The organism is Kangiella marina, from assembly GCF_039541235.1.
GTDB classification, from domain to species: Bacteria; Pseudomonadota; Gammaproteobacteria; order Enterobacterales; family Kangiellaceae; genus Kangiella; species Kangiella marina.
In genome coordinates, this window is the sequence record NZ_BAABFV010000001.1 from 703,610 (window position 1) to 717,248 (window position 13,639).

Sequence of the window (13,639 nt, forward strand, 5' to 3'; positions counted from 1 at the left end):
AAAAAACAACAAAGATAAACCCTGATACAGTAAGGGTGCCAGCTCGATTCAAGCTGACCGTCAAGGCCTCCAACCCGAGGCTGAGCAACCCTGACGCGTTAGATATAAAAAAAGCTGACCGAAGCCAGCTTTTATTCATGAGTACATCTACCAAAAACTCAGTATCAAAAATACCGCCAATAAGATACTGACCCAAATCACCATACTACCTGATAGTTGTGTTCTAGATAGAATACCGTCTGGCTCATGACGCGCTACTAAACCAAGCACTCCATTCACGCCACGCATAAAGACGCCTCGAACAGCTCTATCGGCAGCCCAGAACATAGCAAAGAACGGTGTTAAGATTGCCGGGAATAATCGACGGTAGAACCAATCGATATCCAAGTTAACTGACGGCAACTCTGGTGGATACATGTTCTTCAAGTTCAGCCAGACAAAGGCCAACGCTGAGAAGAACAACAACTGTGTCTGTGTCAGAACGTGCGTCGCATCGTAAGGGTTATAGCCCGTATCGAATGGTAACAGGCTATACAGAGCCTGTGGATAAACACCTATCGCAACACACAATACAGCCGCAATGCTCATCGCGAACAACATGTTCTTCGGTGGCTCGGAGGTCCGAATACCGGAATCATGCGCAAAGAATGCAAAGTACGGAATCTTGATACCCGCATGGTGGAATACGCCTGCCGCCGAGAACAGCAACAGTAACCAAGCCCAACCATAACCGTTGTTTAGCGCTGCCGACATGACCATCGACTTACTGACAAAGCCGCTAAACAGTGGGAATGCAGAAATCGAAGCGGCACCAACCATACATAAGATCGCGGTTTTAGGCATGGTTTTATACAAGCCACCCAGTCGCGAACCGTCGATTTTGCCGGTCATGTGTAAGACGGCTCCCATCGACATGAACAACAGACCTTTAAACAGGATGTCGTTGAAAGCGTGAGATACGGCACCGTTGACTGCCAAGGCAGTACCGATACCAATACCCACCACCATAAAACCAATCTGGTTGATCATGCTGTAAGCCAACACGCGGCGTAAATCGTTTTCGATCACCGCGAAGAAAATTGGGAAACACGCCATGATAACGCCGATATAAACCAACAGCTCTGTACCAGGGTAAGCGCGAGCTAAAGAATAAACCGCCACTTTCGTGGTGAAGGCGCTTAAGAAAACCGTACCCGTTGGCGTCGCTTCTGGATAAGCATCGGTTAACCAATTGTGTAACATTGGGAAGGCACACTTGATACCAAAGGCGATAAAGATTAACCAGCTTGCGGTATCGTTCAGCCCAATAAACTCGAAGTTAATCGACTGGTGCTTATAAGCATAGAAAACGATGCCTACCAATAAAACCACACCCGACAAGACTTGAATGATTAAATAACGGAGACCCGCAATATAAGCGCGCTCTGTGCGGCGAGCCCAGATCAAGAAGACTGAGGTAACGGCTAGTAGCTCCCAGAAGATAAATAGAGTGATCAAATCCCCTGCAAACACCGCTCCAATCGCACTACCGGCATAGAGTAAACCACTGACTTGCTGTAGCGTGTCTTTAACGTGCAGAGCGAACAGCATGCAAATAAAGGCTGCTATGTGGAAAATATAACCAAATAGTAAGCTGAGCTTATCAACCTCAAAAACTTCGAGTTCAAAGTTCAAGAAACTAAAGCTTAGTACAGTACCCACTGGCACCGTCAGTAAATGCAAGCCGCTCAAGACTGGTGTAATCAATAACACCGCCTGACGAACCTTTCCGGTAGTGACTAAAGCAATCAGCGCACCGATAAAAAATGGTACAAACACTGGTAACTCAGGCATCCACATCATGGCCTCCTTGCGCTTGCTCAGCTTCTGTCTGCTTTTTGTTCGCTGGCTTAGGGTGTTGCTTGCTTTCTAACTTGTCGTAGTAATCTTCGTCACGCATTAAAAAGGTTCTCATCCACTTAGCGACCAACACCAACACAACACAGCCCACAAAACCATAGATTGGGTAAAAGCCAAACAGCTCTTCCCACGAATGGTAAATGTGACGGTGAATCACAAATTCTAGTAAAACCAATACCGCACAGCAGGCATACACAATATACAGCAAACGTTTGACGTTTTTAGGATTATCAAATAAGTACTGTTTCTCGTTATCGTTTTGCTTATCCATTAGTCCCTCCAGCGACGCTTGCAAGCGACTCAGCTAAGCCATAGAAAACTTGAGGCCAGAAAAAGAAAACCATTGTCATAATCGCAGTCATACTCAATGCTAATAAACTGGGCCAAGGGGCTTCTTTGATTTGGTCACGTTGAATAGTTACCACACTACGCTCGCCATCAAAGAAAGCGCGTAATGGAATCGGCAACAAATAAGCGATATTTAACAATGAGCTGATCATCAAAATAATCATCACCGCTAACTGATCCGCCTCCAACGTCCCCATGAATAAATACCATTTGCTCCACATACCCGCAGCTGGCGGTAAACCAATAATACTCATGCTGCCGATAAAGAACGCAATCATGGTAATCGGCATGGATTTACCAAGACCACGCATGTCACTGATCTCCGTTTTGTGCGCAGCGACCATAATCGCACCCGCACAGAAGAATAACGTGATCTTACCGAAAGCATGGGCCACGATATGCAACGCACCGCCTAAAACACCCGCCTGGGTTGCTAACAAAGCACCAATGGTGATGTAACCTAGCTGGCCTACCGTTGAGTAGGCTAAACGCTTTTTTAAGTTATCTTGGCGCATCGCCACCAGCGAGGCTAATAACACACCTGCCGTGGCCAAATACAACAACCAATCGGTCACGGCTAAATCAGCCAATAAGTCGATACCAAAAATATAGACACAGACTTTCAGAATGGTAAACACGCCGGCTTTAACCACCGCTACTGCATGTAATAAAGCACTAACCGGTGTCGGCGCTACCATTGCAGCTGGTAGCCAACGATGGAAAGGCATCACAGCGGCTTTACCGATACCAAAGATAAACAGTACCAAGAGCACCGACAACACTGTTTTGGAAGTCGTGTCGTCAAACACACCACCCGCAGTAAAGGCTAAGGTTCCGGTTTCACTCCAAGTGCCGATAATCGCGAATAGGAAGAATAGAATCGAGGTCGACAATAAGATCGACAAGTAAACGCGTCCACCATGGCGGGCTTTGTCTGTACCCGCGTGAGTGACTAGCGGATAGGTTGAAAGCGTCAACACTTCATAGAATACGAACAGCGTGAACAAGTTATCGGCAAAGGCCAAGCCCATCACGCCTGAAATCGCGATCGCGAAGCAGCAGTAGAATCGTGTTTGATTCGCTTCACCATGGCCACGCATGTAGCCTATGGCGTAAATTGACGTCACTAACCACAAAGAGCCTGCAACTAAGCTGAACAATACACCCAGAGGCTCAGCTCGAAACGCTATGTCCAAGCCAGGCATCAACTCCCACCAATGAACATATGGCGCTTCTCCAGCGTCAAAACCTTGGTAGAAAGCGATAACCGCGATTAACAAAAGCGCACCGACAATCAAGGTCGCTGCTTCTCGTAGATTTGGTTTTTTATGGAACAGTAGAATCCCGGGAATCGCCAATAACGGCAAAACAATGATCCACTGCATCAATACGTCTTGTGTCATCATTGCCCCTTTCATCGAACGCCCCCGAACAAGAGTTCAGCGGTTTTTTCCGAAATACCGGCGGTAAAGCTGGTATCAATACCGAAGTAAATATTCGCTATCACGAAAATCCATGCAGGAATTAAGATGGACAATGGCGCCTCTTTATACGACTGGTTATTTTGTAGCGCAGGCTTAAAGTAAGCGACTTCAACAATGCGCCAGATATATGCCATCGCTAGCAACGAGCCGATTAACACTAACACAGCAACTGGCCACATGTTGCTCTCTAATAACGCCAACACCAAGTACCACTTACTGACAAAACCAACCGTTAACGGCACACCAATCAAGCTCAAGCCACCGATGACGATCGCCGCCATGGTCCAAGGCATTTGACGCCCAAGCCCGGCGAACGCTTTAATATTCACGCTACCCACTCGATACACCACACCTGCTAACGCTAAGAAAATCGCACTCTTCATCAGGGCATGATTAAACAGGTGCAGCATGGTCGCGGTTAACCCTGTTTTAGTACCAATGCCTGTACCTAAAATCATGTAACCAATTTGGCTCACGCTGGAATAAGCGAAAAGACGCTTAACATTGGTTTGGTAAATCGCCACAATCGAAGCCGCAATAACCCCGAGCAAACCAAGGCTGACGAGAATTTCCGTCAACGGCAGGTGAGCAAACGAGAACTCGAAGCCGTATACCGTAAAGATAAAGCGTAGCAAAACGTAGATCGCAACCTTTGTTGCGGTCGCGGCCAGAAAGACGGTGGCAATCGATGGCGCATAAGCGTAAGCATTCGGTAGCCATAAATGCAGCGGGAACAGTGCTAATTTCAAGCAAACACCCACCAAGAAGAACGCGAAAGCCGTGAACACCGTTTTGGTGTGCTCAACTTCAGGCAAACGCTCTGCCAAGTCATTCATGTTCAAAGTACCCGTCATCATGTACATCAAACCGATACCGATCAAAATGAAAGTCGCACCGATAGTCCCCATGATCAGGTATTGATAAGAAGCCCATAACGAGCGGCGGTCATTACCCATAGCAATCATGGTGTAAGACGCCAAGGATGACACCTCTAAAAATACAAACACGTTAAACGCATCACCCGTCGCGACAATGCCGAGCAAGCCCGTAAGACAAAGCATGTAAGCAATGTAGAAATAGGTAATCTTAGACTCAGGAATTTCTTTGGTTAAGCTTTTTCCCGCCGCCATTAAGGTGATGGTGCTGATCGACGTCACCAGTATCAGTAGGTAAGCATTAAGCTCATCAATTCGATACTCGATACCGATCGGTGCTTCCCAACCCCCTAACGAGTACACCAGCGTGCCATGTAGATTGACTTGTTGAAGCAGCATGATACTGATGGCAAAAGCCATGACGTTGGCTATTAATACGAACCAACGCACCAGACGCGCTTCTTTTAGGATGAAACATATTGGAGCTGCAAGTAATGGAATAATTACCTGCAAAATAGGTAAATGTTGAATCACTCTGCAGAACCCTCTTGCTGTAAATCTTTTTCTTGAATAACGTCCTCTTCAACAGTGCCATAAGCTTCTTTTATGCGCACCGCTAAGGCCAACCCTAGCGCTGTTGTAGCAACGCCCACAACAATCGCCGTCAGGATTAGAACATGAGGCAAAGGGTTTGAGTAAATGGTGTATTGATCATCCAGAATTGGCGCGGTTCCGCCAATCACTTTACTGATACTGATGTATAGAATGAACACCGAAGTCTGAAAAATGGTCAACCCCATCAACTTTTTGACCAAATTACCGTGAGCAATCACGATATAAAATCCGCTCATCATGAGCAAAATCACAATCCAATAATTGTACTGTTCTAGAAAACTCATGCCGTCCCCTCCTTCGTACCAGAATTGGGGTTGGATTTGCCAATTCTTCTAGCAAAGGTCAAGAAGATCAAAATCATTGCTGTAGCTACCGTAATACCGACACCAAGCTCAATAATGATGATGCCGACATGCTGTCCGGTAATATCACTCTCAGCAAGCACACTGTAGTTTAGGTAGTTACCACCATTGAGCATACTGACGATACCGACACTGCCGTAAATCAAAACACCCAGCGCCGATAATATTTTGACCACCGGCATCGAAACGGCTTTACGCGTTTGCTCAATGCCAAATAACATCGCGTATAAGATAATACTGGAGGCAAAAATCACACCCGCTTGGAAACCACCACCCGGTCCGTATTCACCATGGAACTGCACATACATCGCGAATAACATGATCGGCGGAATCAAGATTTTACTGACAATACGCAAGATTTTGTGCTGGAACATCGGCGCTGGCGTATTAACCACCTCGTTTTCTTTCCGCGAAAACTCAAGCAATGCCAAAACACCGATCACAGCGGTAAACACCACCACAATTTCGCCAAACGTATCGAAGCCTCGATAACTCGCCAGCACTGAGGTCACGATGTTTGGAATATCAATATCCTCACCCGAATGTGTGATGTAGTAAGGTCCAACATGAACCTGTGCAGGGGCTGTATCAGAACCAAACGCCGGCATATCCATAGTACCGATGATCAGCATCACACCCGTCACAATAACCACACTCAGTGCGATAACAGGATGGTACAACTTACGATTTTCATAGCGGCCCGTTATGGTTAGGGTCGTCACCATCAAGATGGTCGATATACCCGCGCCCACAGCAGCTTCAGTAAAAGCCACATCGACAGCATCCATCAATACAAAAAATGCTGCTGATAGCAGGCTGTATATTCCGGTCAGCATCACCGAGGCGAATAAATCCTTAGTAAACGCTAAGGACAGAGCAGTAATTGCTAAGAACGCCAGCAGGATGACATTAATTAAAATCTCTATGGCTCTACTCCTTATTATCTGTATTGAAAGAACGGCTATCAGTGTCAGACGTCGGCTGATGCCCAAAGTTATTTAACACATCCGCGTCCTTTTCATCTTGCTTGCTTCCAAGTTTAGGACGCAAACCACCGTGTAATGCGGCTTTCGCCAATGCGTGGCTGCCGGTTGGACTGGTAATGAGAATGAACAAGAGCACCAATATTAGCTTCACTAACACCAAGTACTGGCCATCGGTTTGCAGCATCAATCCCATTAAAACCAAAGTCCCGCCAAGCGTATCCGTCACACTCGCCGCATGCATACGACTGAAAAAATCAGGAAAGCGATGCATTCCAATAGCACCAGAAACACAAATAAAGCCGCCGAGAATTAATAGCGCCCAGCTAAATCCGTCGAGAATCGCACTCATGATTGTTCCTCGCTTTCAGCAGGGCTAGGCTCAGCCTTTTTGTACTCAAAGAATCGTAAAATCGCGATCATGGCGATGAAGTTGATCAGGGCATAGACTATAGCAATATCCAAAAACTCAGGGCGCCCCATCAGAAAGCCGAGTATGGCGATAAAAAGCACTGTTTTGGTGCCAAAGACATTAACCGACAAAATGCGGTCGTAAATTGTTGGGCCAATGAATGCGCGCAATAAAGCAAGCACCATAGCCACTAAAATAGCGATAGCAGCAGCTAAAAACATTATTCCTCCAAACGCGAAACGCGACGATCCATCTCACCACCTTGAAGGTAGCTGATTCCCTCGTATGACAAGGCGTAAACAATCAGCGTATCGCCGTCAATATCGAGCGTGGTCGTCCCTGGCGTTAAAGTAATTGAGTTAGCGTAGATTGTCTGGCCCATTTCAGTTTTTTGGCTCGTTGGTATACGAGCGACAACTGGGTTAATTGAGTTAGGGCCGAGCCAAATGCGCTTAATCACGGTGATGTTCGACTGCACTAAAGTTTTCAGCAGCCATAACCAGTAAACGATAATTCGTCTGCTGACATGTAGAGGTTGGGATTCCTCATCGACAATCCCTAAACGGTATGTCATGAAAACGACAAAAGCCACCGAGACAGCGCCGAGCGAAAGTAACAAACCGTTAAAGTAGCCGGAGTTACCCACCCATATGAGCGACAACACAATTATCGAACTGATAATGTAACGAAGGCTGTTATTTTTTTTCATTTAAATTTAATGTACCTAATCTGAACAATAAAAAAGCTCCGCAACTAACAGGAGCCTTCACATCAAATGGTGTGAACTTCACAACAAACTCAAATGATTGTAGCAACCCCCAAAATACCGCGCAAGCAAAGCCCAGACCACTTTCTGAGCAAAAGCGAAGTCTCAATAACTACATAAATAAGCTGTCTAGAATGGCCATTTTTTTCAATTTTTTTGTTGGGTATAAACGATACGTATCGCTATCAACAAGCATTAAAGAAAAAACCGAGTAAAAGCTATAGCAAAGAAAGTGCTCAAGTTTGATTGTTTTTTGAGCGCATTTAAGGGGTGTTTTGCCCTCTTTTTGGCCAAGAAGCATCATTTTTCTTGGCCAAACCATAAGAAAAACTAATCTAACCTTGCTCCCATAAAGGGTCATTCAGGCTTTGTAACTTTTTATGGTGAGCATCAAGCTCCTGCTCAGAGGCTTTAATCACTTTCAAACTTGGTCGGTTAGTCGAAATTTTTCGAACGGGCAACTCACCGGTTTCTGCGCTCGGGCTAGATTGACGACCTAGGGTTAAATTGGTTTGACCGCCCGTCATTCTGAGATAAACGTCAGCCAAGATCTCCGAATCCAGTAAAGCGCCGTGCAGCTCACGGTGACTATTATCAATATCATAGCGCTTACATAAAGCATCCAAACTATTGCGTTGACCTGGGTGCATTTGGCGCGCCAAGACTAAGGTGTCTAATATGGTGCAATAATCCGCCGTTTTACCTTTAGTGGGATCCCATAACTTAAACTCATGATCCATAAAGCCAACATCAAACGGCGCGTTATGGATAACCAACTCGGCACCATCAATGTATTCTAGAAATTGCTCAGCAATATCTTCAAAACGTGGTTTATCTTCAAGAAACTCATTGGTAATGCCGTGGACTTCAATCGCGCCTTCATCAATCTCACGATCAGGCTTAATGTATTGGTGATAATGATTCCCCGTTAGCTTACGGTTAACCAACTCAACACACCCAATCTCAATGATGCGATGCCCATCAGCAGGCTCTAAGCCTGTAGTTTCTGTATCCAGAACAATCTGTCTCATGTTCACCCTATTATTGTTGGTTTAATGCTTTATCAACGCCTAAGTTGGCCAGTTCATCAGCAATCTCATTTTCCACATGACCACTATGCCCTTTCACCCAATGCCAACTAACTTGATGCTTCGAAACCTGCTCATCCAGCGCCTGCCACAAGTCTTGATTTTTAACGGGTTTCTTAGCGGCAGTCTTCCAACCTTTGGCTTTCCAACCTTCAAGCCATTGATTAATGCCGTTTTTGACATACACAGAGTCAGTAGTCAGCTCGACCTTGGATGGTCGCTTCAAAGCTTTAAGCGCTTCAATCGCTGCCGTTAACTCCATTCGATTATTGGTCGTCTCTAATTCGCCACCATATAATCGTTTTTCATGCTTTCCATAACGTAACAGAGCCCCCCAACCTCCGGGGCCAGGATTGCCTTTACAGGCGCCATCAGTAAATATTTCTATGATTTTCAAAACGTTGTGAAGCCTTATTGTTATTTAGATATTAGCTAATCTGCCACCTAAAGCTAATGCCTCTTGCTCAATTGGCCGCAGCGGTGTCATGGTTGACACTTTCTTCTGCGCCTTAACCATGTACGCGATAGGTGCCGATAACCAAGCATTAGGCATGTCTGATTTTCGCTCAAACTCTTTGAAACCACGCCACCAAGGGCAACCAACGACTTCAAGCTCAAGCGTTTTAAAGCCCAGTAAATTGAGCCACTCCTCATATCGATGAATGCCAATGGAGTGTGTAGGCAACTCTTTTCTATTAGCCGTCAATCGAGCCTTTGCTTTCAGCATCCAAGGGCTCAAAGGGGCGTAGAGTAACACGTACAGTATCCCCTGCGGCGCTAGTGAGCGATGGACTTCACCTAACAAAACACTGGGGTTTTCAGCGTATTCGAATACATTACTCAAAACCGCGGCTTGAATAGAGTCCGTCATTATCGGAAGTTCATCCGGTAACGCTTGTACCGAGTGGCCTAAGCCGTCACCTAGTTTGACATGATACTCAAACACATTGACGGGTAAGCTTAAACTTTGAGTCAAACTGTCCAATGTAAGTAAGTAGCCACCATGGTATTCCTCTAGATGCTGCTGCAACCACTCCTGCCACAAGTACCGTAAACGGTTACCTGCGGGTATGTTAGGCCAACTCAACTCAAATAATCGTTCCATTGCTACCTGTTCAGTTGCTAGGTTTTAGCCTGTCTTGTAGAGTATTCTCATGCTAACCTGAGTTATAGACTCAAGCAAACACTACCGACGACCAAGTTAAAACTATGATGAAAATTATTCCACTTAGTGCGTTTAGCGACAACTATATATGGGTCATTCATTCTAGCGACTCGAATACCGTTGCAGTCGTCGATCCGGGTGATGCCACGCCAGTGATTGACTATTTAGAGCAACACAACTTGTCGCTAGAAACCATTTTAATCACACATCACCACAATGACCATATTGGCGGCGTACAAACCTTGAAAAACCGCTATCAGTGCCGCGTTTTCGCGCCAAAACGTGATAACCAGTCATTTTCTGATCAGGATCTCGTCGAGGGTGATGAGGTGAGTATTCTTAACGATGAATACCAATTTTCAGTCATTGAGGTCCCAGGGCACACCATGGGACACATTGCCTTCTATGGGCATGGCTGTCTATTCTGCGGCGATACCCTATTTAAGGCAGGCTGCGGGCGCATGTTCGAAGGAACCCCTCCGGTATTCTTAGAATCGCTGCAAAAACTCGCGGCTTTACCCGCAGAAACAAAGGTTTATTGCGCTCACGAATACACCCTAACCAATCTCAAATTCGCCCTTTCTGTAGAGCCTGACAACCCTGCGATACATAAAGAAATCGAATATTCTCAACGACTTAGAGAGAAAAACAAACCCACTCTTCCTTCGACCATTGGCGAGGAGCTTAGCTTTAACCCCTTCCTGCGTTGCGACCAAGATGCTTTGCAGCAAACTGCTAGCCAAGCCTCAGAAACAAAAACTTTCTCCGATCCCGTGCGAACTTTTGCTACAATCCGGCAACTAAAAGATAATTTTTAAGCAAAATAAATTGTATATGAAGCGCATTGCCATAGTGTCACTACTTGCTTTAACCGCCTGTAGTAGTCTCCAAAAAAACGATTCTGAAATTACTGACAACCACAAAGCTTCCCGTAGCGAGCCTCTTCCAACGCCCGATTTAGCGCAGGATGAAGTATCGCCAGAAGTAGAGTTGGTGACTAAAGACTTAACACCAGCTCAGCCCATTAACTTATGGGATGAGCTTTCAAAAGAGCAAACGCTAACTCATATCAGTAATGCTCGTGTAGCATCGCATCAAAAGCGGTTTCTGCGCCGCACGGATCACTTGATTGAGCGTGCCAATAAAGCTGCGCCCTACCTTCACTACATCATCACAGAGCTTGAGAACCGCGGTATGCCGGTTGAATTGGCCTTTACTCCGATGGTCGAGAGTAACTTTGATCCGCTGGCACACTCGGTGGTACAGGCAGCAGGATTATGGCAGTTCATGCCACGAACAGCCAAAGGCTTTGGACTCAAGATCGATCAATGGTACGACGGTCGTCGCGATGTGGTTGCCTCAACACATGCCGCGCTCGACTATTATGAGTACCTCAACAAATTATTTGATGGTGATTGGTTGCTCACTGTTGCAGCATACAACGTTGGGCAGGGCAATGTTCTCAAGGCTATGAAACGCAATCGTCGCCAAGGCAAGCCAACGGATTATTGGTCCTTAAAGCTACCCCGCGAAACCATGCGTCATGTTCCGAAATGGATCGCACTGTCTAATATTTTCCTAAACGCCAAAAACTTTGGCGTGGATTTACCGTTTATTGAAAATACGCCAGCCTTTAAAGAAGTCACTATTGACGCGCCTGCCAACCTTATGGAGCTGACAAAGATAGCGAATATTGATAAGAATGTTTTTTATCGTCTCAACCCAGCTTACAACAAACTCTTCATTCCTGAGGAGCATGGCCAAGCCAAGATCTTAGTACCGACCAAAAACGTTCAACACTTCCAAAAAGGTATTATGGATATTGAGCCAGGCAAGGCTTTAGGCCTACTCACCTACACGGTTAAGTCAGGTGATAACCTGAGCACAATCGCTAAGAAGCATAATACATCCGTGACTTACCTAAAGAGCCTTAACAAGCTCAACTCAGACTTCTTGAAGATTGGCCAAATTCTAAAAATGCCAGGCTTCGCCAACGCCTCTGAGCATGAGCTTAACTTCATGGCCACGCTTGATAAAAATCGCCAGCGTCGTCGTTATCAAACCTACAGAGTCCGTAGTGGTGATAATTTATGGAGCATCGGCAAGCGTTTTGGTGTCAGCTCTGCACAGGTCGCTCGCTGGAATAACATTAATAAAAACAGCACATTACGCATTGGTCAGCGTTTAAAAGTTTGGCCTAAACGTTACTCGCAGTTTGCCTCAGCTAAGACCTCTTATAAAGTTAGGAGTGGCGACTCTCTCTCCACGATTGCACGCAAATTCAAAGTTAAAGTTAGCGATCTGACGAAATGGAACCGTCTTAACAAGCGTAGCATTATTCGTCCCGGCCAAACGCTAACCATTTATCACTAGAAATTGAACGAGCAATACCTACAAAAAAAGGGCCTCGAAAGGCCCTTTTTTTATTTCTACTTCCACGCCACACTAGCTACGGAACAATACTTTTTCTTTCTTGAAGAACTGCGTAGTGAAATATAATAACGCGCCAGCAATAACAACGGTTGATGCGAGTAAGACCATGATCATACCGTAGTCGACGGTACCTTTGACCAAGTCCTTCATAGCAAGAGCCACGTTAGTAATTGGAATCATCGCCGTCTGAACGTTTAGCTCCATACCCGGAACAAACGCCACAATCACAGGCATAAAACCAATCATGAAAATTGGTGACATGTAAGCTTGCGCTTCCTTCATGTTTTTCGCATAAATAGAAGCACTCAACATAATTGATGCAAATATACTGGTTAATGGCACCAGCAATACGGCAACCAATAATAGATCAAGCCCGGATATATTTGACAAGAAGTCAAGGCCACCCATCTTTCCACCCATGGTGAAAATATAAGTCCATACGAAATAACTGAGCAAGGTGACTATAACGGTAAAGAAGCTTGCTGTGAAAATCACACCAAACTTAGCCATAACAATTTTGCCTTTGGTCATCGGCGTTAACAGTAAAGTTTCGAGCGTACCGCGTTCTTTTTCACCAACACCAAGTTCTAGCGCAGGATACATTGCCCCAGAGACTGCCAACGCAATAAGAATGTAAGCAATAAGCGGCCCGACAAATTCCCCCATGCGCTCGCGCTCTGATGCAAAGTTTTGATTTTCCACGGCGATAGGTTTATTAAATGCCTTAATGTTATCCGTGGACAAATTAAAACGCGCACCTAGCGCCAATCGCTCAGTATTATTATAGGCTTCAATAATATCTTTAACGCGTTGGCTAGAAATGTTGTCTAATTTGGAAGAACCTTTGTAATAAAGATTGATCACTTCTTGCTTGCGACTTTCAGAGGGCAGCGCAGAACCTTCAGGAATCTCTACGATAAAGTCGACATTATCCTCTAAAATTTCTGTTTTATAATCGCTGCTATTGAGCTCAACTTTCTTGAAGTGTTTTTCAGCTGTAAATAACGACGAAAATCCCTCAAATGCAGAGGCATTAACAAACGCAACTTTTAACTCTTTTGTCTCAGCTTCTTCAGTTTTACTTTGTGTAAACTTACCGATACCAAAAAATAATACAGGAAAAATGATTGTCGGTAATAAAATCGAAAAGATGAGTGTTTTTTTATCACGCAGAATTTCTAGCAATTCCTTTTTATAAACTAACCACAT

Annotated in this window: 15 protein-coding genes; 2 read left to right on the forward strand and 13 right to left on the reverse strand. The window is 45.2% G+C overall.

Features of this window, described 5'->3' with window-relative positions; genetic code table 11:
• Window positions 1-147 precede the first annotated feature (147 nt).
• The 12 genes from ABD943_RS02985 to ABD943_RS03040 form a co-directional block, all read right to left on the reverse strand.
• Window positions 148-1,839: a Na(+)/H(+) antiporter subunit D gene (locus ABD943_RS02985; RefSeq protein WP_345292678.1), complete on the reverse strand. Its 1,692-nt coding sequence runs from the start codon at window positions 1,837-1,839 to the stop codon at window positions 148-150.
• Entirely contained in the window at window positions 1,826-2,170 is a 345-nt protein-coding gene (locus ABD943_RS02990) for a hypothetical protein (protein ID WP_345291703.1), read from the reverse strand. The genes ABD943_RS02985 and ABD943_RS02990 overlap by 14 nt, the downstream gene beginning before the upstream one ends.
• Entirely contained in the window at window positions 2,163-3,653 is a 1,491-nt protein-coding gene (locus ABD943_RS02995) for a monovalent cation/H+ antiporter subunit D family protein (RefSeq protein ID WP_345291704.1), read from the reverse strand. The genes ABD943_RS02990 and ABD943_RS02995 overlap by 8 nt, the downstream gene beginning before the upstream one ends.
• An 8-nt stretch (window positions 3,654-3,661) precedes the next feature.
• Window positions 3,662-5,140, reverse strand: coding sequence for a monovalent cation/H+ antiporter subunit D family protein (locus ABD943_RS03000; protein WP_345291705.1), 1,479 nt, complete (start codon window positions 5,138-5,140; stop codon window positions 3,662-3,664).
• Window positions 5,137-5,505, reverse strand: coding sequence for a cation:proton antiporter subunit C (locus tag ABD943_RS03005; RefSeq protein WP_345291706.1), 369 nt, complete (start codon window positions 5,503-5,505; stop codon window positions 5,137-5,139). Before ABD943_RS03005 ends, ABD943_RS03000 begins: the two co-directional genes overlap by 4 nt.
• Entirely contained in the window at window positions 5,502-6,569 is a 1,068-nt protein-coding gene (locus ABD943_RS03010; RefSeq protein WP_425559463.1) for a DUF4040 domain-containing protein, read from the reverse strand. The genes ABD943_RS03005 and ABD943_RS03010 overlap by 4 nt, the downstream gene beginning before the upstream one ends.
• A complete protein-coding gene (mnhG, locus tag ABD943_RS03015; protein WP_345291707.1) occupies window positions 6,514-6,918 on the reverse strand; it encodes a monovalent cation/H(+) antiporter subunit G in 405 nt (134 codons plus the stop codon). Before mnhG ends, ABD943_RS03010 begins: the two co-directional genes overlap by 56 nt.
• Entirely contained in the window at window positions 6,915-7,199 is a 285-nt protein-coding gene (locus ABD943_RS03020; protein ID WP_345291708.1) for an MrpF/PhaF family protein, read from the reverse strand. Before ABD943_RS03020 ends, mnhG begins: the two co-directional genes overlap by 4 nt.
• Entirely contained in the window at window positions 7,199-7,687 is a 489-nt protein-coding gene (locus tag ABD943_RS03025) for a Na+/H+ antiporter subunit E (RefSeq protein WP_345291709.1), read from the reverse strand. Before ABD943_RS03025 ends, ABD943_RS03020 begins: the two co-directional genes overlap by 1 nt.
• Window positions 7,688-8,079: 392 nt before the next feature.
• On the reverse strand, window positions 8,080-8,775 hold the full coding sequence (dnaQ, locus tag ABD943_RS03030; protein ID WP_345291710.1) for a DNA polymerase III subunit epsilon: 696 nt from the start codon (window positions 8,773-8,775) through the stop codon (window positions 8,080-8,082).
• Window positions 8,776-8,785: 10 nt separating this feature from the next.
• The gene (gene rnhA, locus ABD943_RS03035; protein ID WP_345291711.1) at window positions 8,786-9,229 is read right to left on the reverse strand and encodes a ribonuclease HI; all 444 of its coding nucleotides are present in this window, start codon (window positions 9,227-9,229) and stop codon (window positions 8,786-8,788) included.
• Between the two features lie 24 nt (window positions 9,230-9,253).
• Window positions 9,254-9,937: a methyltransferase domain-containing protein gene (locus ABD943_RS03040; protein ID WP_345291712.1), complete on the reverse strand. Its 684-nt coding sequence runs from the start codon at window positions 9,935-9,937 to the stop codon at window positions 9,254-9,256.
• A 104-nt stretch (window positions 9,938-10,041) separates the two neighbouring features.
• Between ABD943_RS03040 and gloB the strand changes: the two genes are divergently transcribed.
• A complete protein-coding gene (gene gloB / locus ABD943_RS03045; RefSeq protein ID WP_345291713.1) occupies window positions 10,042-10,815 on the forward strand; it encodes a hydroxyacylglutathione hydrolase in 774 nt (257 codons plus the stop codon).
• Window positions 10,816-10,831: 16 nt separating this feature from the next.
• On the forward strand, window positions 10,832-12,370 hold the full coding sequence (locus tag ABD943_RS03050) for a lytic transglycosylase (protein WP_345291714.1): 1,539 nt from the start codon (window positions 10,832-10,834) through the stop codon (window positions 12,368-12,370).
• 72 nt (window positions 12,371-12,442) lie between these two features.
• Here the strand turns inward: ABD943_RS03050 and ABD943_RS03055 are convergent, their stop codons facing one another.
• The gene (locus tag ABD943_RS03055; RefSeq protein WP_345291715.1) at window positions 12,443-13,639 is read right to left on the reverse strand and encodes an ABC transporter permease; all 1,197 of its coding nucleotides are present in this window, start codon (window positions 13,637-13,639) and stop codon (window positions 12,443-12,445) included.